This window comes from Humibacter ginsengiterrae (assembly GCF_054780115.1).
In genome coordinates this window covers 185,745-209,240 of record NZ_BAAGWY010000004.1, presented here as the reverse complement: position 1 = coordinate 209,240, position 23,496 = coordinate 185,745, and the positions used below count along the sequence as shown (strand labels likewise).

At 65.6% G+C, this 23,496-nt stretch carries 23 protein-coding genes, 1 tRNA gene and 1 pseudogene; 17 read left to right on the top strand and 8 right to left on the bottom strand.

Going from position 1 to position 23,496, the window contains the following annotated elements:
- Positions 1 to 24 precede the first annotated feature (24 nt).
- Positions 25 to 1,377: a DNA repair protein RadA gene (gene radA, locus ACYVII_RS07310; RefSeq protein ID WP_460533290.1), complete on the bottom strand. Its 1,353-nt coding sequence runs from the start codon at positions 1,375 to 1,377 to the stop codon at positions 25 to 27.
- 160 nt (positions 1,378 to 1,537) lie between these two features.
- Here radA and ACYVII_RS07305 point away from each other — a divergent pair, with 160 nt between their 5' ends.
- Positions 1,538 to 2,464 (top strand): alpha/beta fold hydrolase, encoded by a 927-nt coding sequence (locus tag ACYVII_RS07305; protein ID WP_460533287.1) that lies wholly within the window; start codon positions 1,538 to 1,540, stop codon positions 2,462 to 2,464.
- On the opposite strand, the gene ACYVII_RS07300 is transcribed toward ACYVII_RS07305, so the two are convergent.
- On the bottom strand, positions 2,433 to 3,221 hold the full coding sequence (locus ACYVII_RS07300) for an SGNH/GDSL hydrolase family protein (protein WP_460533284.1): 789 nt from the start codon (positions 3,219 to 3,221) through the stop codon (positions 2,433 to 2,435). The two genes, ACYVII_RS07305 and ACYVII_RS07300, sit on opposite strands and share 32 nt — an antisense overlap.
- A 212-nt stretch (positions 3,222 to 3,433) precedes the next feature.
- Between ACYVII_RS07300 and ACYVII_RS07295 the strand changes: the two genes are divergently transcribed.
- A tRNA-Ser gene (locus ACYVII_RS07295) sits at positions 3,434 to 3,523 on the top strand.
- A gap of 62 nt (positions 3,524 to 3,585) precedes the next feature.
- Here the strand turns inward: ACYVII_RS07295 and ACYVII_RS07290 are convergent.
- A pseudogene (locus ACYVII_RS07290) lies at positions 3,586 to 3,779 on the bottom strand (hypothetical protein); the annotation flags it as partial.
- Positions 3,780 to 3,893: 114 nt separating this feature from the next.
- Here ACYVII_RS07290 and ACYVII_RS07285 point away from each other — a divergent pair.
- The 3 genes from ACYVII_RS07285 to ACYVII_RS07275 all read left to right on the top strand — a co-directional run bounded on the left by ACYVII_RS07285 (position 3,894) and on the right by ACYVII_RS07275 (position 5,617).
- A complete protein-coding gene (locus ACYVII_RS07285; protein ID WP_460533281.1) occupies positions 3,894 to 4,289 on the top strand; it encodes an SOS response-associated peptidase family protein in 396 nt (131 codons plus the stop codon).
- A gap of 735 nt (positions 4,290 to 5,024) precedes the next feature.
- Positions 5,025 to 5,207, top strand: coding sequence for a hypothetical protein (locus ACYVII_RS07280; RefSeq protein ID WP_460533277.1), 183 nt, complete (start codon positions 5,025 to 5,027; stop codon positions 5,205 to 5,207).
- Between the two features lie 29 nt (positions 5,208 to 5,236).
- On the top strand, positions 5,237 to 5,617 hold the full coding sequence (locus ACYVII_RS07275; RefSeq protein WP_460533274.1) for a hypothetical protein: 381 nt from the start codon (positions 5,237 to 5,239) through the stop codon (positions 5,615 to 5,617).
- Positions 5,618 to 5,791: 174 nt separating this feature from the next.
- Here the strand turns inward: ACYVII_RS07275 and ACYVII_RS07270 are convergent, their stop codons facing one another.
- The 4 genes from ACYVII_RS07270 to ACYVII_RS07255 all read right to left on the bottom strand — a co-directional run bounded on the left by ACYVII_RS07270 (position 5,792) and on the right by ACYVII_RS07255 (position 9,959).
- Entirely contained in the window at positions 5,792 to 6,178 is a 387-nt protein-coding gene (locus ACYVII_RS07270; RefSeq protein WP_460533271.1) for a RidA family protein, read from the bottom strand.
- Entirely contained in the window at positions 6,175 to 7,371 is a 1,197-nt protein-coding gene (locus tag ACYVII_RS07265; protein WP_460533268.1) for an aspartate aminotransferase family protein, read from the bottom strand. Before ACYVII_RS07265 ends, ACYVII_RS07270 begins: the two co-directional genes overlap by 4 nt.
- A 112-nt stretch (positions 7,372 to 7,483) precedes the next feature.
- Positions 7,484 to 9,013 (bottom strand): M81 family metallopeptidase, encoded by a 1,530-nt coding sequence (locus tag ACYVII_RS07260; RefSeq protein WP_460533265.1) that lies wholly within the window; start codon positions 9,011 to 9,013, stop codon positions 7,484 to 7,486.
- A 166-nt stretch (positions 9,014 to 9,179) separates the two neighbouring features.
- Complete coding sequence (locus tag ACYVII_RS07255; protein WP_460533262.1) at positions 9,180 to 9,959, bottom strand: IclR family transcriptional regulator; 780 nt, start codon at positions 9,957 to 9,959, stop codon at positions 9,180 to 9,182.
- Positions 9,960 to 10,195: 236 nt separating this feature from the next.
- Between ACYVII_RS07255 and ACYVII_RS07250 the strand changes: the two genes are divergently transcribed.
- The 11 genes from ACYVII_RS07250 (at position 10,196) to ACYVII_RS07200 (ending at position 21,550) form a co-directional block, all read left to right on the top strand.
- Positions 10,196 to 11,815, top strand: coding sequence for an ABC transporter substrate-binding protein (locus ACYVII_RS07250; RefSeq protein WP_460533259.1), 1,620 nt, complete (start codon positions 10,196 to 10,198; stop codon positions 11,813 to 11,815).
- Between the two features lie 83 nt (positions 11,816 to 11,898).
- Positions 11,899 to 12,855, top strand: coding sequence for an ABC transporter permease (locus tag ACYVII_RS07245; protein ID WP_460533256.1), 957 nt, complete (start codon positions 11,899 to 11,901; stop codon positions 12,853 to 12,855).
- A 33-nt stretch (positions 12,856 to 12,888) separates the two neighbouring features.
- Positions 12,889 to 13,815, top strand: a complete 927-nt coding sequence (locus ACYVII_RS07240) for an ABC transporter permease (protein ID WP_460533253.1) — start codon at positions 12,889 to 12,891, stop codon at positions 13,813 to 13,815.
- Positions 13,812 to 14,852, top strand: a complete 1,041-nt coding sequence (locus ACYVII_RS07235) for an ABC transporter ATP-binding protein (protein ID WP_460533250.1) — start codon at positions 13,812 to 13,814, stop codon at positions 14,850 to 14,852. Before ACYVII_RS07240 ends, ACYVII_RS07235 begins: the two co-directional genes overlap by 4 nt.
- Positions 14,849 to 15,856 (top strand): ABC transporter ATP-binding protein, encoded by a 1,008-nt coding sequence (locus tag ACYVII_RS07230; RefSeq protein WP_460533247.1) that lies wholly within the window; start codon positions 14,849 to 14,851, stop codon positions 15,854 to 15,856. Before ACYVII_RS07235 ends, ACYVII_RS07230 begins: the two co-directional genes overlap by 4 nt.
- Positions 15,853 to 16,953 (top strand): threonine synthase, encoded by a 1,101-nt coding sequence (locus ACYVII_RS07225; RefSeq protein WP_460533245.1) that lies wholly within the window; start codon positions 15,853 to 15,855, stop codon positions 16,951 to 16,953. The genes ACYVII_RS07230 and ACYVII_RS07225 overlap by 4 nt, the downstream gene beginning before the upstream one ends.
- Positions 16,950 to 17,969, top strand: a complete 1,020-nt coding sequence (locus ACYVII_RS07220) for a succinylglutamate desuccinylase/aspartoacylase family protein (RefSeq protein ID WP_460533242.1) — start codon at positions 16,950 to 16,952, stop codon at positions 17,967 to 17,969. The genes ACYVII_RS07225 and ACYVII_RS07220 overlap by 4 nt, the downstream gene beginning before the upstream one ends.
- A complete protein-coding gene (locus ACYVII_RS07215) occupies positions 17,966 to 18,907 on the top strand; it encodes a dihydrodipicolinate synthase family protein (RefSeq protein WP_460533239.1) in 942 nt (313 codons plus the stop codon). The genes ACYVII_RS07220 and ACYVII_RS07215 overlap by 4 nt, the downstream gene beginning before the upstream one ends.
- Positions 18,904 to 19,806 carry an SMP-30/gluconolactonase/LRE family protein gene (locus ACYVII_RS07210; protein WP_460533237.1) on the top strand — a complete coding sequence of 301 codons (903 nt, stop codon included), beginning with the start codon at positions 18,904 to 18,906 and terminating at the stop codon, positions 19,804 to 19,806. Before ACYVII_RS07215 ends, ACYVII_RS07210 begins: the two co-directional genes overlap by 4 nt.
- Complete coding sequence (locus ACYVII_RS07205; protein WP_460533234.1) at positions 19,794 to 20,573, top strand: SDR family NAD(P)-dependent oxidoreductase; 780 nt, start codon at positions 19,794 to 19,796, stop codon at positions 20,571 to 20,573. The genes ACYVII_RS07210 and ACYVII_RS07205 overlap by 13 nt, the downstream gene beginning before the upstream one ends.
- A gap of 20 nt (positions 20,574 to 20,593) precedes the next feature.
- Positions 20,594 to 21,550 carry a DUF4862 family protein gene (locus ACYVII_RS07200; protein ID WP_460533231.1) on the top strand — a complete coding sequence of 319 codons (957 nt, stop codon included), beginning with the start codon at positions 20,594 to 20,596 and terminating at the stop codon, positions 21,548 to 21,550.
- A 14-nt stretch (positions 21,551 to 21,564) separates the two neighbouring features.
- Here the strand turns inward: ACYVII_RS07200 and ACYVII_RS07195 are convergent, their stop codons facing one another.
- Entirely contained in the window at positions 21,565 to 22,344 is a 780-nt protein-coding gene (locus tag ACYVII_RS07195; protein ID WP_460533514.1) for an SDR family NAD(P)-dependent oxidoreductase, read from the bottom strand.
- Positions 22,345 to 22,482: 138 nt separating this feature from the next.
- On the opposite strand from ACYVII_RS07195, the gene ACYVII_RS07190 reads away from it, so the two are divergent.
- Positions 22,483 to 23,478 (top strand): Gfo/Idh/MocA family protein, encoded by a 996-nt coding sequence (locus ACYVII_RS07190; RefSeq protein ID WP_460533228.1) that lies wholly within the window; start codon positions 22,483 to 22,485, stop codon positions 23,476 to 23,478.
- Positions 23,479 to 23,496: the final 18 nt, after the last annotated feature.

The following is a 23,496-nucleotide window of genomic DNA, read 5'->3' as shown; positions in this document are numbered from 1 at the left end:
GAGGTGGGCCAAGCGCTGTGGCCGTTAGAACGCGGCGTCGAGCTCCCGGTCGAAGTCGCTGAGGCCGGTCGCGAACGCGATGCGAAGCGCCGCGCCAATGCTGCCCACGTCGCCGTCGATGCGCTCCTTGAAGCCCATGCGATTGGCCTCGCCCACTCGCTGGCGTGAGCCGGAGACCGCACGCACCTCGCCTGCGAGGCTGATCTCGCCGAACGCGACCGTCGAGTGCGCGATCGCCTTGTTCCGCACCGCAGATGCCACCGCGATGGCGATCGCGAGGTCGGCCGCCGGCTCCGTGAGCCGGACTCCGCCCACCGTCGACACGTAGACATCCTTGTCGGAGACGCGGACGCCGGCCCGCTTCTCGAGCACCGCGAGCAGCATTGCCAGGCGTGCGGCATCCACTCCGCTCGTGACCCGGCGCGGGTTCGGCGCGGAGGTGTCGATCACGAGGGCCTGCACCTCCACGGGGATGGCGCGCTTGCCCTCCATCGCCACCGTCACGCAGGTGCCGGATATCGGTGTGGTCGTACGGCTGAGGAACAGACCGCTCGGGTCGGGAACCTCGACGATGCCGTCGCCGGACATCTCGAAGCATCCGACCTCGTCCGTCGGCCCGAACCGGTTCTTGAGCGCACGCACGAACCGCAGCGCCGTCTGCCGGTCGCCCTCGAACTGACACACCACGTCGACGAGGTGCTCGAGCACGCGCGGCCCAGCGACCTGACCGTCTTTGGTGACGTGGCCGACGAGCAGAATCGGCAGGTTGCGCTCCTTCGCCACGCGGATGAGCGTGCTCGCCACCTCGCGCACCTGGCTCGGCCCGCCCGCGATGCCGTCGAGCGACGGGCTCGCGACGGTCTGCACCGAGTCGACGATGACCAGCTGCGGATCGATCGCGTCGATCTGCCCGATCACGGCGGCGAGATCGGTCTCGGCCGCGAGGTAGAGGCTGGGCTGCAGCGCTCCGGTGCGCTCCGCGCGCAGCCGCACCTGACCTGCTGACTCCTCTGCCGAGACGTACAGCACGCGCGACTTCGCCGCCGCCGTGCGGGAGGCGACCTCGAGCAGCAGGGTGGACTTGCCGACGCCCGGCTCGCCCGACAGCAGGATCGCCGCGCCCGGCACGATGCCGCCCCCGAGCACGCGATCGAACTCGCCGACTCCGCTCGTCCAGTGGAAGACGGCATCCGTTCCGATGTCGGTGATCGGGACGGCAGCCCGGTCATCCGTAATGTGCGTGGGCGTCACGCGAGTGGATGCCTGCACCGCCTCCGACATGGTGTCCCACGCCTGACAATCGCCACATCGGCCCACCCACTTGGCCGTCGTCCAACCGCACACGGTGCAGCGGTACCCGCCCTGCGTTTTCGCCATGAACCCTCCGACCGTGCTGTGGGATGCCTGTTCGACCCGGATTCAGGCTAGGCGGCACCACCGACGTCGCCTGTCCCGAAGGGCGGAGTTGTGCAAGGCCAACCGCTGTGGAGAACCGCAAGGCCTGACGTATGTCGGTGGTCCTCTGCATCATGTGGGCATGACTGATCAGTTCTTCACGCTCGAAGACGGGCGCCGCCTCGGCGTCAATACGCACGGCAATCCCGTCGCCGACAGAATCGTGGTGTTCTGCCACCCGGCGCCGGGGAGCGGTGTGTTCGATCCCGACCCGACGGTTTCGCAGCAGTCCGACGCACACATCGTGGCGCTCGACCGGCCGGGTTACGGCTCGTCCGACCCGTTGCCCTCCGGTGTCTGGCCGTCCGTCGCCCGTGCTGCGGACGACATCGCCCAGTTCCTCCGTGCGAGGTCCGAGATCGGCATGTCGCTCGGCGAAGGAGCGGACAAGGGCATCTCGGTCGTCGGATGGTCTGCGGGAGGCAGGGTGGCGCTCGCGCTGGCGGCGAGGCATCCGCAGCTCATCTCCCGCGTTGCAGTGGTCGGCACGCCCGCTCCGAACGACGCGGTGGAGTGGATCCCCAAGCCGTTGGCCGAACAGAGCGAGGCGCTGTCGCATCTGCCGGCGGAGGAGGCGTTCGAGACGCTGACGGATGCCTTCGCACACGAGGCAGCGGCGCGTGGCTTCCAGCCCTCCGACCCGCCGCCGCTCTCGGTGCTGGGCGTGCGTGACGTCGATGACGCGGTGCTCGATCGACCGGGCGTGCGCGACCGGCTGGAGATGATGCTTCAGGATGCCGTACGACAGGGTTCGATCGGCCAGGTGACGGACCTGCTCGCGTATACGGCGCATCCGTGGGGCTTCGATCTGGCCGACGTGAAGGCGCAGACGCTGCTCGTGTACGGCAGTGAGGATGCCATCGGCCCAGAGCACGGCGACTGGTACGCGTCGCAGTTGGCGAACGTGACGCGCGACGACGTCGACGGGGTCGGACACCTCGCGATCGTGCCCGCCTGGAAGCGCGTGCTCGACTTCCTCACCGACGGGCGGCATCCGCTCGCGCGCTGAGCACTCGATCGACGCGCTCATCGACGAAAGGCGCGAATGCGGATGCCCACAACTCGTATCCGCGATCGTTCGGGTGGAAGCGGTCGCCGGCGAACAGCGTCAGCGCGCCGAGGATGCCCGCCCGCTTCGTCGTCGCGTGCAGCGGCGCGACGGTGAGGTCGCGCTCGCGGCAGAGACGGTGGACGATCTCGTTCGCCGCGGCCACCCTGCGTTCGTTGCCCGGCAGATAGGAGTAGGGGAGCTCAGCGACGATGGCGTGCGGCGGCAGCGCGTCGAGCACGGTGGTCAGTGTGGCTTCGAAATTGACGGCATCCCATGAGGCGATGTCGTTGGCGCCGATCGACACTGTCACGATGTCCAGCCGCTGCTTGGCCAGCCGAGGCAGCTGGTAGTCGACCGCCTGGGCGACCGTCGCGCCGGAGACGCTGAGGTTGCTCGTGCGCACGCTGAGACCGCTGCGATGCGCGATGCGTTCGGCAAGGATGCCCACGTAGCCGCGACCCGGTTCGCTCGCCCCGATCCCTTGTGCGGCGCTGTCACCAAGCGCGACGTACAGCAGTTCGCCCTCGGCTTTCGCGCGAGCGCGCCACCACGCGGAGTTGACGGGAAGCGTCTCGTTCAGTGCCGCGGCCGCGAGCTTGCGGCGTTTGGACAGCGACCGCACGAGCGCCGTTCCCCCGACGACGAGTGCTGCCATGCAGGATGACGCGACCAGCGCGACCTTGACGGGTGCGGGCATCCGTCGTTTCCTGCGCATCGATCCAGCGTATGCCGCTGCCGCTGGGCCGAGACTACGGATGCGGCGGCGACGCTACGGACCCGGCGCCGACGCTACGGATGTGGCGCCGACGCTACGGTGAACGGCCATAGTGTCGCCGCCCAGATCGTAGTCCGGCCCCTTTCCTGGGAGGCTCCTACTTCGCTCACGTCAATTGGATGCCCGCGCCGCCGTCGCGTACAGTAGACGGCGGTACCGTGTCCGAGCGGCCGAAGGAGCATGTCTCGAAAACATGTGATGGTGCAAGCCATCCGTGGGTTCAAATCCCACCGGTACCGCCATCTGCGAAAGCCCCGAACTCCCAGAAAGCACTGGGATGTCGGGGCTTTTGCTTTGCCGTCCACTACCGTTTCACGACAGATTTGACGTCGATCGAGCCGGCTCGAGCCTGATTCAAGGCCACTGCGACAGCGTCAAACCTTCATCGAACAGGTCGGCGTATACGTCGAGGTTCATCGCAGCGGACGCGTGTCCGAGCATTCGTTGCACAGCCTTTACGTTCGCTCCGGCACTGATCGCCAAGCTCGCCGCGGTATGCAGGCTGCGCCGAACGGCCTTCGTTCAACGCGTACTTCTGATGTGGGTAACGCGGGACCTACGTTTCCGCCGGGACACACTTCCTCTTCAATGGGTGGTCGGCGTCTTCGGTTCTTGTTCGCCCTGCCGGTTACGCTGGCGGGCATGTGCGGGCCTTTCGCGATGGATCCCGTGTTGATCGTGCGCGAGCGGGCGGATCCGGGAACCGGTGAACTGCGCCGGACCGTTGATGAGGCGGTGTGGGACTTCCGTCCGGCATTCATGCGGGACTCGAAACGACCGAACTTCAACGCCCGTATCGAAACGGTCGCGTCCAATGGGCTCTTGAAGGGCGCCTTCGCCTCGGCTAGGGCGTTGGTGCCGATGCGCGGCTACTACGAGTGGACTGGCGAGCTGAATGACGGCCTTTGGCAGCACCTTGTTGTTCCGCATCTCCAGCCACGTGTCCTGGTCATAACGGATCGGCGGCGGATCGATCATGAATCGAACATACGTTCGATATCGTGCTGATTCAAGTTGCCAACCAGTAAGGCACCCAACGTTGACACGATCAATCCGCAGGGAGCGAGCGGAGCCGAGGTACGTAGCTAATGTCTGCTTGCAGGAGAGCGTTGCCGTGACTTGGGTCACAATGCGCGAACCTCGCGATTGAGGACGTGGCGACCAGTTGCGTTGACCCTTGTCGACGGCCGCCAACGCCAGCTGGGACGTTGGCATCGTCATGAATGGCGCGGTTGTAGTGCTCGCAGCCGCGTGCTTGCTGCCGGGGCTCGTCCGGCACCTGCCCGTATCTTGGCCACGTCCGAACGAGACTCGACGCCGGCGGCGTGATTGAGGGGAACCGGAAAAGGCCCAGTTCCCGGCTCCTCGGGAGTCGTTCGAAGTGACCCGGGACATAGTCGCGGCTATTGCATGACATTGCTGAAGCGATACACCGCCCTCAGACACTTCGAGAATCTGCAGCTAACGATGATTCGCGACCGGTCTTTCACGCACGTTGCTCGATCTCCTCTAACCCGGAGATCGGCGGCCGTCAACTGCGACCGTCGTTCGTCGGCTCATTGTGGTCTCGCCAGGGCTGCGTCCTGTCGTCGTACTCGGCTGTCCATTCATCGGTGCCGGGCCGCTCGACGATGACGTCCCCCTCCCAGCCGTCGGCCTCACGTCGTACGCCTTCGACCCTCGTGCCGCTGTGACGGCTCAGTACAACTAGGTCCGCCGACAGCGCGGCACTAGAGTTCCGGCATGGCCGACCACCGGATGCTTTCCCTGTCTTGGGATCTGGGACCGCGCACCGATTTCAGCAACGTCGCCGCGATCTTTGCGCACCTAAACGCCGCCGTGCTTTTCGCTACCGATCTACAGACGACAGTCGATCGCCAGGACGCAGCCGCGCAAATACTTCAGAACCGTTCGGATTTGCCGTAGGCTTTCACGTCGCAGAGGCCCTTGAGTTCGTGATTCCGCACTTCTCGGAACACGAGTACCGCGAAGCTCTCGACGAGCTTGGGCGCGAAATTCCGCGGGCGCGTCGGTTGCGAGCCAAGTACTCGAACCCACTCGACATCAAGCTCGACCTCAACTTCGACTTCCTCTCCCGGATACTCGAAATCATCCGAGATTGGGGGAGCGGACGCCGGGCTGCAGCGGCTCGCGCCAGCATCCTAGAAGATGAGGCACTGAGAAAACGTGCACTTACGAACGCACTGGTTGAACGAATCCCGGAGCTGACTGCCGCGCAGCTCCAAGTGCTACTACAGGACGCGCCCGCTGCCGACCTCCTGGCCCTTGCTGAGTCGTCATTCGAAATCGAGCTGGCGAGCGTAGCTGAGGCGTAACCCGGCCGGCCGCGGTGTCAGTTGAACTGGATATGCGCCGTCCCCGACCAAACGTCGTCGGCACTGCCATCGTGAAGTACGCCTTCGTCGCTGTTCGTCGATTGGTAGGATTCAGGCGAGCGACGGGCGATGCGTACCGCAGAACGGGCCTAGGGTCGCATCGGTGTCAGTGTCTCAAGCGCGGGGTATCGCCGCGACGACGTCGATCTCGAAGCGCATCGGGCCGAGGCAGCCCAGGAGCGTTGTGCGTGCTGGCAGCGGTTCCATGAAGTGGCGAAGGTATATTTCGTTGAACTCGGTCAGATCAGCCGGATCGCCGAGGTAGCAACGGGTCTGCACCACATCGGCCAGCGTGCATCCGGTCTCACCGAGCAGCCTAACCACGCCTGCCAAGGAGTCCATCATCTCCTCTTCGAGGGTGCCCGGTAGATAGCGGGCGTTCCGGTCGACACGTGCCTGGCCGGAGACGAAGACTAGACCGCAGGCGACGCGACCGGGGGAGAAGGGTTGGCGCAGCTCTGGACGCAGGGGATCGCGGATGACCGCTGGAACGTTCGTCATGAAACCAACTCGCTCACTGCCGCAAGGGCGTCCCCGAAGACAGACACCGTCGAATCGATGTCTGCTCGCGTGTGCACCGTCGACAGATACCAGCGACCACCCGGGAGGGCGAAGACTCCGCGGCGCAGCATCTCGACAAGGACCATGTCATATCGTCGCTGGTCGGATCGGAAGTAGCTCAGGCCGTCGCCATCCGCGATCTCGAGTGAACACTGCACTACGGGGCCGACGTGGGTGACCAGACCACGCACGTGTGCGATGTCGAGCTCATGGCGAAGACCGTCCGCGAGCGCGCGTCCGCCTTCTTCGAGCAGGTCGTATGTTCCCGGCCGGCCGAGCGTCTCGAGCGTTGCACGGGCGGCGGCGAGCACGAGCGGTCCTCCGTTGTAAGTACCCGCGTGCGTAACGCCGTTCAGGGTGAGGTCGATGAGGTCGCCACGCCCTGCGACTGCAGCCACGGGATATCCGTCGGCGATGGCCTTGGCGAAGACGAGGAGATCCGGTGTCACGCCATAGCGTTCTGCCGCGCCACCGTACGCGATCCGGAAACCGGTGATCACTTCGTCGAAGACCAGCACGGTGCCGGTTTCGTCGCAGAGCTGGCGCAGGCCCGACAGATATCCCTCGGGTGGCTCGACGACTCCGGAGTTGCAGAGCACGGGTTCGAGGAACACGGCAGCGAGATCCAGCGAGCGATCTGTCAGGGCCGCACGTGCGGCGTCTAGATCACCGAACGGCAGTAGTGTCGCGTCGTCCAGGGAATGCTGACTCTGACCGCGCGTCCCGGCCCGGTCGAAGCGGTGGTCGGCGTCGGGTCGGTAGCCGAGGAGAAATGTGTCGGACCAACCGTGATAGTGGCCGACCATTTTGACGAAGCGCTGCCGCCCCGTTGCAGCCCTAGCAAGCCTGAGTGCGATCTGATCGGCCTCGGAGCCGGTGTTCGACCAGAGCACGCGTTCGGCGCCTGGGACAGCGGCCGTCACCATCTCGGCCACTTCGAACTCGGCGCGGTGATTCGCGCCGTAGGTAGCTCCCTTCGTCGCCTGCTCGATTACTGCTCGAGTGACATCGGGGTGGGCGTGGCCGAGGATGACCGGCCCCCAGCCCAGTACATAGTCGACGTACCGGTGACTATCGACATCGAACAGATATTGCCCCTCACCGCGCTCGAAGTACAGTGGGTGGGGCTTCATCTGCGCGCGAAGGCCGGTCGATACGCCGCCGGCGCCGACGGTTCGTCTCGCTCGGTCTAATAGTGCGTCTGATGTCGGCCAGGATTCGATGAGCTGCATTGAGAGTCGCTCCTCACGGTAGGCGGTGATGGTACGCAGGTGCCGCAGTCTCGGGCTCGAATGGAAGCATCGGCACCCGACGATGCCGATATGTCAGGCGGTCCAGGCTGGCGGCGCTTGCACCAGGAGTGTCCACGGCGACGCATTCACCGGTGACCGGACCGTACCCGGCTAGCGGGGAGTGGACGCCCTTCGCGATAACGACGTCGAGCGCTTCCAGGTCGACACCGGCGATCTGAAGCTGGACGGGCGTCACCGGCATCACGGCGTCGGATGTGAGCAAGACCAGCTGCTCGGTGTCGAGCCGGATGAGCACAGACGGGCCCGCTTCGTGATGTTCGAGCCCTGCATGTACGGGTCCTGTCGCGGTGAAGCGGCCGTCGTGTCGTGCGAGCACCGCCACCTGTGCGGTCAGCGGTGGCCCCACGGAAGGATCCGACCAGCCTCCGAACGTGAGCTCAAAGGAGGTGCCCGGCTCGACAGCGTTGCAGCGCGTTACCGCCATCGGGTCTACGACTATCGCGGCTAGCCGGCGGATGTCGAGCCGTCGGGCGGCATGGAGTAGTACCACCGAGTCTCCGGCGGATCCAGCGCCGATGTTGTCCCCGACGTCCAGAACGAGGGTGGGGCCCTCATCCGTTCTCGGAGGCAGTGACGTCATCGCTGCGTCGGTGTCGGGCGCGGTCGCTGACAGGAGTTCACGCTGGGCCCATACAAATTCGGCGAGTTCGTCGGCATACCGTTGCGCGGCGTCCTGATCGCCGTTTGTAATGACGATGGCCCTCATGCCCATTTCGGGAACGTCGGCATAGGGATAGCCCTCTGTCACTACCGCAGAGAGCACGCCTTCGCGTTTCTGCACGCGTTCGGCCGCGGCGACGATCGATCTCATCGGCTCCATGCCTGTGTTCTGCTGGAGGATGTTGGGCACTGCCGGGATCGTCGTGCAGCCGATCGTAGGGCGAACCTCGTGGCGAGCGGTGGCGATAGCGAGCTCCGCGATCCGGCGCCCTTGCTGGCGAGGATCCACGTGCGGATTGGTCTGGTAGGCGTTCAGCAGGTCGACTGAGTCGAGCATGAGGTCGGAGACATTGGCATGAAGGTCGAGTCCGGTGGCAAGCACCGTGCCGGAACCGACGATGTCCCGGTACCTCGCCAGCATGTAGCCGTCGGCGTCGAGACAACCTTCTGCAACACATGCTCCGTGCTGCATCGCTAGGACCACGTCCAACCGTCCCGCCGAGGCGAGGCACTCACACATCGCATCCACCTCGGCTTTGAACGCTTCGGCCGCGATGGGTGGACCCGGGATGCACATCACCGTGCGCAGCGGAATCAGTTCGACGTCATTCTCCGCGACATCTAGGAAGCCGCTCATCGTAGCCGTGCCGTCCCGGAAACGATGCACGATCTCTTCACCGACGAGGATGCCGAAGCGTGCTAGATCACTGCGATCGAGCAGCGGTGTTGTGAAGGTGTTTGCTTCGTGCCACAAGCCGAGCAAGCCGACGCGCAAACGACTGCGATCCGACGCCTTCCGCACGTTAGGACCCCGACTTCCGCGTCGCGCCGGAGCCGCATCATCGCGCTCCACAGCGCTCCGGTGCGTTGCACTCAATAAAACGGCGTGTTCCGCTGTGTGGATACGATGTTGACATCTCGCGAACGCGTTGTCAATTCGTCCTGGGCCTAGGCGGGAACCATGTCGATCAGCTGTTGAAGTGGCGCGAGATGGTGGCCGCTGCCACGGCCAGCTTTCGCGCCACGGACGGAACATCGTCTCTTCCCAGCCGGCTGGCAGGGGCGCTGATGCTGATCGCCGCGGGCAGGGGAACCCGTGGGATCGCCACCGCTATACACAAGGCGTCCGCCTGATTTTCAGCATCATCCAGGCCATAGCCCTGTTTCCGCACTCGCTGCAGCTCTCGATCGAACTGGTTGATGTCGGTGATCGTTCTCGGGGTGATCGCCGGCAGCCCGGCGGCATCGAGAATTGCCAGGATGCGTTCCGGTGGGAGTTCGGCACACATCGCTTTGCCTAGTGCCGTCGCGTGCACCATTCCGCGTTCGCCGGGACGAGCTGCCACGCGCATGATCTGAGGACTCTCGAGGACGAGTTCATGGACGACGCTCGTGCCCTCCAGGATGCCGAGGTTGGTCGTCTCGCCAAGCTGATCGCGCAGCTTTTCGAGCGTGGGTTGCGCCACAGCGGCTAGGCGTATCCGACTGCTGTCCGGTTGATTCCCGAAGGCTTGTCCGAGGCGGAAAAGGTTCCCCTCCGAGTCTCGCTCGACGAAGCGTCGTTCTTCTAGGGTGCCGAGGTAGCGGAAGGCAGTGCTGCGCGGCATGTCAGTCATTGCCGCGACCTCGGAGAGCGTCGCTCCGAGGGGGGCGGCGGCCAGCGCGTCCAGGATGTCGCAGACGCGCTGAACCGAGCGACTCGAGTAGGAGTTGTCCACGGACTTCGCGTCCAGCTGTCGAGTTGCCATAGTGCATCCCTCCTCGGCGACGCGAGTGGCGTCGCCCTAGCGGCATGGTATCCGCCGCGCCGTTTCGACCTCCGGATGTCACCCGAACGACAAGAAGCCGCTGTTTCCTGTTGACAAGGGTGACTGAGTCGGAGCTAATATCAACGATACCGGAATCGCGTGTTTCACGTAGTGGAATATCGGTAAAAGCTACGGGGGCAATGGTGCCTCCGTCGACATGAACTGAGAGGCGTCCCATGTCACCATTGACCCGAACCCGGGTGCTTGCCGTTGTTGTTGCCGGGACAGCGGCTCTCACTTTGGCGGCCTGCACAGCACCGGGAAGCGTTCCCTCGTCATCCTCTGCATCAGGGTCGACGACATCGTCAGTATCCGGCGACATCCACTTCCAGCTCTACCAGCAGCCAGACAGCTTCAATCCGTTCACCGCCTTGAACGGCGCCGACCAGCAGATTGCCGGGCTCCAGTATCGCCCGCTGCTGCTCCAGGGCGCCTCGGACTACATCCCGGTGCTCGCCAGCTCGTGGTCCTCCAATAGCAACGCCACCGTCTGGACGTTCCACCTGGCCTCCACGAAGTGGAGCGACGGCACCCCGTTCACGGCGGCCGATGTCGTCTATAGCTTCGACACGTACACGAACCCTGCGACGAAGTCGACGTATGCCGGCACCTTCGCCGGCGTGGTGGGCGCAGCGGACTTCACTTCGGGGAAGGCCAAAGACATCAGCGGGATCACCGCACCGAACGACCACACCGTCAAGATCACGCTCGCTGCTCCGAACGCTTCTTTCGTGGGCGGTCTAACCAACCTCAACATCGTCCCGAAGCACATCTTCGAGTCCATCGATCCGGCCACGTTCTCCGGAAGCCAGATGTTCCATGAGCCGAGCGTTGGAATCGGACCGTACACCTTCTCCAAGTGGGTGAATGCCGGAGAGATCGAGTTCGTGCCGAACAAGATGAGTGCAGAACGGCATCCGCTCGCACATATCTATGCGCAATACGAGACGGGCAGCACCGCCGAGGCGCAGCTTCAGACGGGTGAGATTGACATCGCTCAAGTAGCCGCCGCGGACGTTGCTCAGTTGAAGGGAAGCTCAGGCGTCAACATCGTCGAATCGACCGGCAACAGTGTCATGTCGCTGTGGACCGCCCTGGACAACGGCCTCCTGTCTAACGCGAAAGTCCGTCAGGCGATCCTCTATGCGATCGATCGCCAGTCGATCGTGAAGAACGTTCTGGCTGGCCACGCCACAGTCCCGCAGACGATGATCTTCAAGCCCAGCTGGGCGCTGCCAAAGAACCTCGTGGACTACAGCTACAACCCCACGAAGGCGAAAGAGCTGCTCAAGGCGGCCAACTGGAACCCGAGCACGCCGGTCAACCTGGACATCGTCCCCGGGCAGGCCGACCGCGACGCTACGATGACGATCATCGCCGGCGAACTCCAGGCGGTCGGAATCAACGCGAAAGTCACTCAGCTTCAGCCTGCCCAGGTCAGTGCCCTCGTTTCCACCGACCGTAAGGATTTTGACCTCCTGATCACCGTGCTCGCGGTGAACCCCGCCGATCCGGGTGCGACCATCAGTCAGCGATACACGACCACGGGCACACTTAACATCTCCAAGTACTCGAATGCTCGGGTCGATCAGCTGTCGGCCGAAGGAATGTCGACCTCAAACCAGAGCAAGCGGCAGAGCATCTACAAGCAGATCAATTCGATCCTCAATGGAGATGTGCCATCCATTCCCCTGTACGTCGAACAGTCCATCTGGGGCACGACATCCCGGGTGCACGGATTCGATCCGATCACGGCGCTCCAGACGGCCGAGAACTGGACAGTGTCGTCGAAGTGACAGCATGACGGCATTCACCGGGATGACGGGTGGGCTGCGGGACTCTGCAGCCCACCCGGACACGTGAAGGGAGGTGAGCGACGGTGATCGTCTACGTCGTCAAGCGAATTGGGATGGGGATTGTCACACTCTTCGGCATCAGCATCGCGCTATTCGGACTGCTACATCTGGTGCCGGGCAACGCGACCGATCTCTACATCAACCCGCTCACATACCAGGGGAACGTCGAGGCCGCCCAGGCCGCTATGGCGAAGGAGCTCGGGCTTGACCAGCCTCTCCCGGTGCAGTACGTGAAATGGCTGGCCCAGGTGCTCCAGGGCCACCTCGGCACGTCGTATCAGACGGGCCAGCCGGTGACTCAGGTCATCGGCGAACGGCTGGGAGCCACGCTGTGGCTGACCGGGACCGGACTGATCGTGGGCCTCGCCATCGGAATCGTCTTCGGTATCATCGCGGCGCTGAGGCGCAATACCGTGACCGATCAGCTCATTCAGGGCAGCTCGCTTCTGGGGCTTTCCGTACCAGTGTTCTTCCTCGGCATGATCGGGATGTACGTGTTCGGGATCACGCTGAGATGGCTGCCCACGGCGGGCATGAATACGCCGGGCGGCGGGTGGGGCGGGCTCTTCCAGCACCTGATCATGCCCGCCGGCTGTCTCGCTGTCGCCTCGGCCGCGACCTTCGTGCCCTGGGTGCGCACGAACATGCTGGACGTGCTCGGGAAGGACTTCCTCCTGACGGCGCGGTCCAAGGGGCTTCGACCCTCCCGGATCGTGTTGCGGCACGCGTTCTACAACTCGCTGGTTCCGCTCGTGAACATCGTCGCCATGAACATCCCGCTCATGTTCGGCGGCGCGGTCATCATCGAGACTCTGTTCGCGTGGCCCGGCACAGGGCAGATGGCGATCAACGCGATCACCAATCGCGACTATCCGGTCCTGATGGGTTTCGACATGATGATCGCGATCCTCGTCGTCATCTCGAACCTGCTGGCCGATGTGGTGACGGCCGCGATCGATCCGCGGGTGCGGTTCCGATGATCCCAGCACAGATCGAAGATCGGGGAGTCTTCTATGACATCTGAACGACTCGTGGTCGGCCTCTCATCCCCGTCTGCGCTGGAGTTCGACGACGCCGAGCTGACAGTGGCGCGCATCAGTCGCGCTCGTGCGGCGTGGCGGCGGTTCACCCGGCTGCGCCTGGCGCTTCCCGCCGCCATCGTCCTCGCGCTCGTCATCGCCTTCTGCCTGCTCGGGCCCGTGCTGTACCCGGTGAACCCGAATACCGTCGACCCCTCCCTCTTTCAGCAAGGACCCTCAGCAGCGCACCCGCTGGGAACGGACAACGCGGGTCGCGACGTGCTCGCCCGACTCATGTACGGCGGTCGGACCTCGCTCTTCATCGGATTCACCGCCGCCCTGGGAGCGAACCTCATCGGCCTGCTTCTGGGGGCGGTCGCCGGATACCTCGGCGGCGCGGTCAACGGCTTCCTGACCCGTTTCGCGGAGGTGCTGCAGGCGTTCCCCATTCTCATCGTGATCATCAGCGTCGCCGCCCTGACGGGTCCGAGCATCACGCTCCTGATCGTGCTGGTCTCGCTGCTCGACTGGGCTGCGGCGTTCCGCGTGGTCCGCAGCATCACCATGACGCTTCGCGACCAGGAGTCGATACAAGCGGTGACCGGTCTTGGCGCGAGCAACACACGCATCGTGCTGCGTCACGTCCTGCCTGCGATGCTCGGACCGTTCATCGTGATGTTCACGCTGGGAACCGGCAACATCATCATGCTTGAGGCCGGTCTGTCGTTCTTGGGCCTGGGTGTGCCGCCGCCCACAGCGAGTTGGGGGTCGATGCTCAGCGCTGCGGAGTCGCTCTCGATCCTGGCTCGGATGCCGTGGTTGTGGTTGCCGCCGGGCGTCGCCATCCTCGTCACCGTACTGGCCGTCAACTTCGTCGGTGACGGCCTCCGCAACGTCGTCGACCCGAGACAGGCACGATGATGGTCACGACACAGCACTCCACGGCTCCTCTCCTCCGAGTCCGCTCGCTGACCACCGAGATCACCACTGCCGGCGGCATCGTTCGAGCGGTCAACGGCGTCGACTTCGATCTGGGTCACGGGGAGACTCTGGGCATCGTCGGTGAATCCGGGTCCGGCAAGAGTGTGGCCATGCTCTCGTTGCTCGGACTGTTGCCGAACAACGCCCGCGTCACCGCGGGAACCGCCGAATTGGACGGTCGAGACCTGCTGAGGATGCCGGCGAAGGAGATGCGTCGGGTGCTCGGCAAGAGGGTGGGGATGATCTTCCAAGACCCGATGACATCATTGAATCCGCTGATGACGGTGAGCCGGCAGATCGAGGAGAGTCTGCGCGTGCACTCACCCCAATACGATCGCAAGGCGAGGCGGAAGCGGGCCATCGAGCTTCTCGGCCAGGTGCGGATCCCGCGAGCTGCGGAACGCGCCGACCAGTACCCGCACGAATTCTCCGGAGGCATGCGTCAACGGGTGATGATCGCCATGGCGATGGCGAATGAACCCGAGGTCCTGCTCGCGGACGAGCCGACGACCGCGCTCGACGTGACGGTGCAGGCGCAGGTGCTCGATCTGATCCGTGACCTCCAGGTGGAGACGGGGATGGCGGTCGTGCTCATCACGCACGATCTGGGAGTGATCATGGAGGCAGCTGACCGCGCCGAGGTCATGTACGCGGGACGCATCGTCGAGAGCGGTTCGGTCACGGAACTCCTCACCAAGCCCCGCCATCCCTATACGGTCGGGCTGATCGCATCGCGGCCGACGCTGTCCATCGACCGTGCAACGACCCTGCCTGCCATCCCCGGGCATCCGCCGAACCCGGCATCGCTTCCAGGCGGATGCGCCTTCCGGCCGCGATGCTTCCTCGCCGGCGGGCGGGAAGTATGCCGGACACAACCCGAGCTCGCCGAGCTCGGGCGAGGGCATCACACCGCCTGCCACTTCCACAAGGAACTCTCGGCTCCACTGGCGGCCTCGACGGAAGGGAGCATTCCGTGACGGAGAGCGACCGCGTTCTCGTCGTCGACGACCTCGTAAAGCACTATCGGGTCCGTGGACCGAATCCGTTCTTTCCGCAGATCGTCCAGGCCCTCAACGGAGTTTCTTTCACCATCGATCGAGGCGAAACCCTCGCCGTCGTCGGCGAATCTGGCTCGGGCAAGTCGACGCTCGGCAAGACCGTCATGGGCTTTCAGCTGGCGACATCCGGTGAGGTGATCTTCGGCGAGCAAGACATCACGAAGCTGCGGGGCCGGAGGCTGCGCCGGGTCCGCCGTGACATGCAGTTCGTGTTCCAAGATCCGTATGCGTCGCTCCCGTCGCGGCTCTCGATCAACGACATCATCGCCGAACCGATGGTCATCCACGGGGTCGGCACCACACGATCACGCGCCGGTGACGTCGCGGAACTGCTCTCGCTCGTCGGCCTGCGACCCGACCTCGGAGATCGCTACACGTACGAGCTCTCTGGCGGCCAACGACAACGAGTGAGCATCGCGCGAGCGCTGGCGTTGCGTCCACGCTTGCTGGTGCTCGACGAGCCGATCTCCGCTCTGGACGTGTCGGTGCAGGCACAGGTCATCAATCTGCTCGTTCGCCTGCAGGCCGAACTCGGGCTCGCTTATCTCTTCATCGCTCACGACCTCGCCGTCGTCCGGCACATCGCGCATCGTGTCGCCGTGATGTACCTCGGCAGGATCGTCGAAATCGGCGAATCCGACAAGGTCTTCGAGAACCCTCGTCACCCGTATACTCGCTCACTCCTGGCTGCCGTTCCTGCTGAGGACCCGGCCGATCGTGGACGACGTCGGGCGTTCCGGTTGGACGGGGACCCACCGGATCCGATCGCCCCTCCTCCGGGGTGCTCCTTCCGCTCCCGGTGTTGGAAAGCGGTGGACGAATGCGGGAGCGTGGTTCCTCCGTTGGTCGCCACGGAGACCTCGGAAGCCGCCTGCATCCGCCTGGACGTGCCGGATCAGGCCGAGGTCGTGGAAGCACGATGACAGACGGCGACAGTGAGGGCATGTGGCGCTACTTCGACCGCCTCCCCCTGCGATCCAGGGCACACATCGTGAGTCTGGGCGAAGGCGGCACACCGCTCGTGGACCTTTCGCCCACGATCGGGCGACGGCTCGGACTGGGACGGCTCTGGTTGAAGGCGGAGGATCGCAACCCCACGGGATCGTTCAAGGCGCGCATCGCGTCGGTCGCTTATTCGCTGGTGAGAGAGCGCAACCTGCACGGGGCCGTCGGAACGTCGTCGGGGAACGGTGGAGCAGCGGCCGCCGCCTATGCGGCGGCCGCAGGATCGCGCGCCGTGCTGTTCACGCTGTCCGACACCGTGCCCGAGAAGATGCGCGAGATCATCGCGGTGGGTGGGATCGCGCGACGCGTCTCCGGCGTCGGCCATGACGCATCCACCACTCGTGCAGTCGCCGACGAGATAGCCCACCAGGCAGCGACCTTGGGCTTCTATCCGATGCTGACGGGATTCCACTACGCTCCGGAGGCCATGAGGGGCGTGCAGACGATCGCCTACGAGCTCTCCGAGCGGCTGGGGAACATCGGCCGGGTATACGCCCCGGTGGGTGGAGGCGGCCTTCTCACAGGTCTCCATCGTGGATTCACCGACCTCGGAAGTGTTCCCCGGTTGATCGGCGTGCATCCGACCGGGAGCGCCGCTCTGACTTGCGCGCTCCGCGGACATCCGGAAGGAATCTCCGGGGAAGTCACAACGTCGGTGTCCGGGCTTCAGATGGCTGTTCTCTACGACACGGACGGCGCGGTCAGGGCCGTCCGCGGTTCGCGGGGCGCGGCGCGAGCGGTCGAGGACGACGAAGTCTACGCGGCGCAACGTCTGCTCGCGACCGAGGCCGGCATCCTCGTCGAGCCGGCAGGCGCGACCGCGCTCGCCGGGGTGATCGCGGACGTCGGGGTGGGAGCAGTCGATTCGGACGAACCCGTGGTCGTCATCGCGACCGGGGCCGGTTACAAGGATGGCCGGGCGCTGGCGGATCTCGCCGGTCATGTGACGGTGCCCGAGATCGCCGCCGCCGGCGTGGCCGAGACCCTGGGCTCGGTCGTGGAGGACTGCTTATGACGACTTCGACCTGGACCAGATCTCGCATCGGTGACGAGCGGCCGGGCATCGGCGTGACGCTGTACCGCCTCTCGGCCGCGGTCCCGGGACCACGACTGGTCGTGCTCGCCGGCGTGCACGGGAACGAGATCGGGGGCATCCTCGCCGCGGGCCGGCTCACACGCACGCCACTGCCGCTCGCGGCGGGCATGCTGGATGTGGTGCCCGTGACTCACGAGGCCGCGAACGAGGCCTTTCTGCGCGAGAGCCCTGCCGACGGCGGCAATCTGGCGCGGCTGTTCCCCGGTGATCCGCAGGGACCTCCCACCGCGCGACTCGCAGCTCTCGTCGCCGAACGCGTCATCGACGGAGCGGACGCCATGATCGACCTGCACACGTCGAGCCCGGATGCCGATCTGCCCCTGTTCGCTGGGTCGTTGCACGACGGGTCGGCGGCGGGCGACGCGGGAGTGCGGATGGCCGTCGCTTTCGGCACGGGCACGTTGTGGACGCATCCGGAGCTGGGACCGGGCCGCACCCTGACCGTCGCCGCCGAGCGCGGCATCCCCGCCATATATGTGGAGTCGCCTCACGGCGGAGTGTTGTCCGAAGCGATGCTCGCGGTCTATTCGGATGGCGTGCTTCGCGTATGCGCGTCGCTCGGAATGGTGCCGGATGCGCAGGCATCCCCGGCGCCGCCTCTCACGCGATGGCTTCACGGCAACGGTGACACCGACACGTTCAACCTGTGCCGCTGCGATGGCTATTTCGTTTCGGACGTGGAATTGCTGCAGTCCGTCGAAGCAGGCCAGATCGTCGGCCGCGTGCTCGATGAACGCGGCCGAGAACTCGCCCGGGTGGATGCCGCGGCCGACGGTGTGGTCACCTACCTGCGGCGGCAGGCGCGTGTACGACCGGACGACGCGCTCGCGCAGGTCACCGCTCAGCGCTCGATCGGCCTCCTCGATGCCGAAGTCCCCCAACCGCCGTCCGCCGCAGTCGCGGGACGACACAACGAAAAGGAGCCCGAACGATGACGAGGAAGCGTGTGCCCGTTCCGACCAGTGGTGTCATCGTGCCCATGGTCACGCCGATGAGGCCGGACGGCGGGGTCGACGAGGAGTCCACGACAAGGCTCTGCGAATTCCTCAGTTCAGCCGGCGTTACCGGACTGCTCGTGCTCGGCTCCACCGGCGAGAACGCCGCGCTGAGTCGCGACGAGCGCAGACGCCTCCTGGCCACGGTGGTCGCCGCCGCGCCGGGCGGTGTACACGTCATGGCGGGCGTTCCGGCGCTCGGAACGTCCGACGCCGCACGCGATGCAGCGGATTACGCCGCCCTCGGCGCCGATTCGATCCTTCTCCCCGCGCCCGCGGGTTTCCCGCTGTCGCAGAGCGAACTCGGAGATCACTTCCGTGCAGTCGCGGCCGCGATCGACATTCCGATCGAGGCGTACGAGGTGCCAGGGCGGGTCCATGTGTCCCTCGGCGTCGACCTGCTGGTCGAGCTGGCCAAGGAGGGAGTGATCGCCGGGGTCAAAGACTCCAGCGGCGACCTCGGCACGGCCCGCATGCGAGGCGAGCGGCTGCGTCGAGAGCGGCTGACGATCGCCCACTTCACCGGGTCGGAGGAGTGCATCGACGGGTTCCTCCTTGGGGGAGGAGGCGGATGCGTTCCAGGGCTGTCGAACATCGTGCCGCGGTTGCACGTCGCACTCACCCGGCACGCCGCTGCTGGTGAGTGGGCCGAGGCATCCGGCATCCAGGGCCGAATCACCGAGTGGCTGCCCGTCTACTTCCAGCCGGTTGCCGGTGGCAGCTTCATGGCCCAGGCGATGAGTGGGCTCAAAGAGGCGCTGGTTCAGCTCGGCGTCATCGCGCACAACACGGTGGCCGATCCGTTCCGCCAGGCCGATGATGCGTTGATAGCCCACGTCCGTCGGCTTCTCGCGACTCAGGCGGATGCCCGGCCGTGACGAGGGCAGAGTCTGTGGTGTCTGCGGAGCCCCTCGACGAGCACGTAGCCCCGCGGACCACGCTCGGCGAGAGCCCGCGGTGGGCCGCTGGACGCTGGTGGTGGCTCGACGCGGATGACGGCAGGGTCTGGTCGAGCGCCGACCTCGGCACACCCCCCGATCTGCTCGTCGCCGCCCGCCGGCGCATCTCCCTGGTCCAGCCCGCCGGGCCAGACCTCGCGGTCGTCGCCGACGGAGACACCATCCGATCACTCCGCCGCACCGGGACCGGTTGGGAGCTGGATGACGCCCGGCCGCTGGGCCTCGGGCCAGGCTGGTTGCTCAACGACGGGTGTTCCGACAGCCTCGGCCGGCTCTGGGTTGGCGCAGTACCACCGGATGGGGAGCACCTGAGCGGGGTCCTGCTGCGGATGGAGGGCCGCGAGCCCGTCGTGGTGCACGATGACATCGCCGTGAGCAACGGCATGGCCTGGAGCGCCGACGGCGAGACCCTCTTTCACGTCGACACGGGCCGGGCGCAATTGCTCGCCCACCACGTGGACGCCCGCCGCTCGTCCATCCTGGCCACAGAGGTGATGTGGCGATTCGACGACGGGCTGCCGGACGGCGTCGCAGTGGACGCCCATGGCGGAATCTGGGTTGCGGTCTATGGGGCCGGTCAGGTTCGGCGCATCATGCATGGCGCAGTGGACGTCATCGTCGAGGTATCGACCCAGCAGGTCACCAGCGTCGCACTCGGCGGAGCGGACGGATGCGACATTCTGATCACGACTGCGCGCGAAGGCTTTTCGGCTGTGGACAGTCGCCAGGACCCGGCCGCCGGCCGCGTCTTCCGAGCGCGGTCCCCCTACCCCGCTCTCAAGTCCGCACTCATCAGGAGGAGCACATGGATGAACTGACCGGCCGGCTCGACGGTCGCGTCGCTCTGGTCACGGGCGCCTCGCGCGGTATGGGCGCCGTCGCCGCGATGCATCTCGCTCGAATCGGCGCCTCGGTGCTGGTCGGGTCGTCACCGCGACCCGGCAGCGTCGAGGAAGCCGAAAGCGTTGCGGTGTCGATCATCGCAGCCGGCGGGAACGCGCGAGTGGCCGCTGCGGACCTGGCTGATCCGGCCGGGCCGGAGCAGCTCGTCGCGGCGGTCGTGGAGGAATGGGGCAGACTGGACATCGTCATCGCAAACGCCGCAGTGACCGGCGAGGCGGAATGGAACGCCATCTCGCTCGAATCATGGGATCTTGTGCAGAACGTGAATGTCCGGAGCACGTATCTGCTCGCGCGCGCTGCTCATCCGTGGCTGCTGCGTTCCCCTGCAGCGTCCTTCATCGCGGTCACCTCGGTGATGGCCGACACCGGGCAGCCGGGCGCCCTTCACTACACGGCCTCCAAAGCCGCCATCATCGGCCTGGTCCGGGCGTTGGCCCGGGAAGTGGGGCCCGACGGAATCCGCGTCAACGGCGTGATGCCCGGCGCGATCCAGACGGAGGACGAGCTTCTGAGGTTCCCCGACCAGGAGCGGCTGAGCACCGAGATATTGCCCTTGCAGGCCTTGAAAAGACGTGGCGTCGCCTCCGACCTCGCCGGTACCTTCGGGTTCCTCGCCGGCGACCTCAGTGGGTTCATCACCGGACAGATCATCACGGTAGACGGCGGATGGGTCATGCGTTGACACAGTACGGAGTCGGCGCGGTGTCTCGGGTCATCCCCGGCTACGTGGTCGGCGCTTACGTGGCATCGCCAGCCCTCGTCGAGTGGGACCCGCACCGTGAAGACGATTACATGACAGCCTTGGCCGATGATACTCGAATCGGTGCGCTCGAGCTGCCGTGGACCGGCACATTGCACCCTCATGACGAGTCATGGCTGCTCTCGCACTGGCCGAAGGAACTCCATGCCGTGCTGACGGACATCCCGTGGACGGCTCAACGGCTCACCGCGGACCCGGCGTCGGGCCTCGCCTCCGCAGACGATCAGGGTCGCGCGCGTGCAATCCGTGCCGCACTTCGGCTGCGGGACGCCGCACGACGACTATCGGATGCCGTCGGCGCTCGCGCGGTCTGCGCGGTCGAGCTGCACTCGGCGCCGCGCACCGGCAGGCGAAGCGTAGATGCCTTAGCACGATCCCTCGAGCAGTTGAGCGCATGCGACTGGGACGGAGCGCAGCTCGTGGTGGAGCACTGCGACGCGCTGGTTCCCGAGCATGCACCGGAGAAGGGCTTCCTGAGCCTGGACGACGAGCTGGCGAGCGTTCGACTCGCTCAGGTTGACGTCGGACTGTCGCTCAACTGGGGCCGGACCGCGATCGAACTCCGAGACGCCGACGGTGTCGCGGGTGAGGTTCGGCGGGTCGCTGAAAGCGGGCTTCTTCGCGGACTGATGATCTCCGGCGCGTCCGACCGAGACGGGGCGTTCGGTGCGGCGTGGGTCGACGCGCACCATCCGTTCCTGCGCTCGCAGCGGCACCCATCGGGCGATCCGGTATCGCTTCTCACGGAAGAGCGCGTCGCCGCCTGCTTCTCGGTCGCCGGAAGGCTCGACTGGCGCGGACTCAAAGTCGGCTGGCCGCCGCGCGTGCCCGGAACTGTCCAGCAACGCGTCGACATGATCCGTCGCGGCCTCGATGCGCTCGACAGAGCAGGGGTCTGACATCGCGGGCCGCCTCAGTGCGAGGTCCATCCGCCGTCGACGGGAAGGGCCACCCCCGTGATGTAGCGCGCCGCATCGCTGGCCAGGAACACGAGGGACGGCGTCACGTCGTCTGCATCGGCCATCCGACGCAACGGAGTCCGACTCGCATAGCGCTCGTCGAAGACCGAGTCAGTGTTGGCCGTGCGGAGGCCACCAGGGCACAGACAGTTGACACGGATGCCGTGCGGCCCCAGCGCACCGGCGAGGTAGCGCGTGAATCCGATCATCCCCGCCTTGTCATAGCTGTAGAAAAGCGGCGGGACCACCGGGGTCCCCTCGTAGATCGGGAAGTCGGGTGCCACGATCCCGTAGATGGATCCGATATTGACCACCGCGCCGCCTCGGCCCTGCGCGATCATCGTGGCGCAGATCTGTTGCGTGAGCAGGAACAGGCCACGCGAGTTCGTCGAGGAGGTCGCATCCCAGTCCGACCGTTCGGTCGTCGCAAGTCCTGCACCCTGACGGTGGACTGCGTTGTTGACCAACACATCCACGCCGCCGCACTCCCGCACCACCTCGTCGGAGAACTCGGCGATCGAATCGGGATCGCTCTGATCCAGTCGGAGCGCGATCGCGCTTCCTCCCCGGTCCACGATCTGAGCTGCAGCCTTCTGAGCAATCTCGATGGACCGCGATGTTACGACGACGTGTGCACCGGCATCCGTGAGGCCCTGCGCGAATGGGCGCCCGTACAGTCCGGTGCCTCCGGTCACGATCGCCACCTTTCCGGTGAGTGCGAATCGATCGAGCATCTCCGTCACCCGCTCCTCCTCGGTTCGATGGCACGACGTTGTTCTCCGGATTGACCCCGCGCGGCCCGCGCCACGACAATGATAGCCATACTGTGAAACTGACACATCCACCAGACAAAACATGACCGGGAGGTCGCCGTGAGAACCCTTGGATTGAGTGGGCTCGGCTTCATTGGACGACAACATCTCGAAGCGGCACTCCACATACCGGACCTTCACGTCGTCGCGTACGATCCGGTACCCGAGCTGCGCCGCCACGCCGTCGACTCCGCGCCCGATCGAGTGGTCGCCGTCGATCGGTTCGACGACCTAGTCGCGGCCGCACCCCACGCCGCGGTCGTCGCCACGCCCGACGAACATCACCTCAATCAGCTGCTGCAGACAGTCGAGGCTGGCATCCCAACACTCGTGGAGAAGCCGCTCTCTACGAGCGTCGCCGCCGCGGATGCCGCGCTGCCTCGGCTGACGGCGAGCGCAACGCCGATCCTCGTCGGCTACGTCCTCCGCTACCGCCCGGTGCTGCAGCGCGTTCGCGAACTCCTCGGCGATGGCGTCATCGGCACCCCGACCGGATTCCAGGTGATGCTCGGCGCCTATGAGACGCTGACGCGGGCGACCAACCGTTTCGACACAGCTGCACCGGATCGCCTCTACCGCGACTATTCACACGAGTGGGACTATCTCCGTTGGGTCTTCGGCCCGATCCGGTCGGTCTTCGCGTACTCGAGAACCGAGCGCATCGTCGAGCGAGTGCAGGAGCCCAATGTCGTTGACGGACTGCTTCGGACCGACGGGGTCGTCGGCGCATTCCACATCGACTACCTCGAGGATCCGAGCAGCCGCACCCTGTCAGTGATCGGAGCCGCGGGCCGAATCGTTGCCGACCTCTCGGCAGCCGGGACGGTCGCGCTCTTGTCCCGTGACACGGACACGATCGAGCACCATCCGCTGGCCTCCGCGGCTGCATTGGCGGCGCAGATGCACCATCTCCTCGACGTCGCGGATGGACGAGCAGAGCCCTTGGTCGGACTGGTGGACGGTATCGCCGCGATCGCCGTCGCGGACGCCGCCATTGCCTCCGCTGCGACCGGCCGATGGGTCGAACTTCCTGAGGACTCCGCAAGATCAGCCTGAAGAAAGAGACCGCACTCG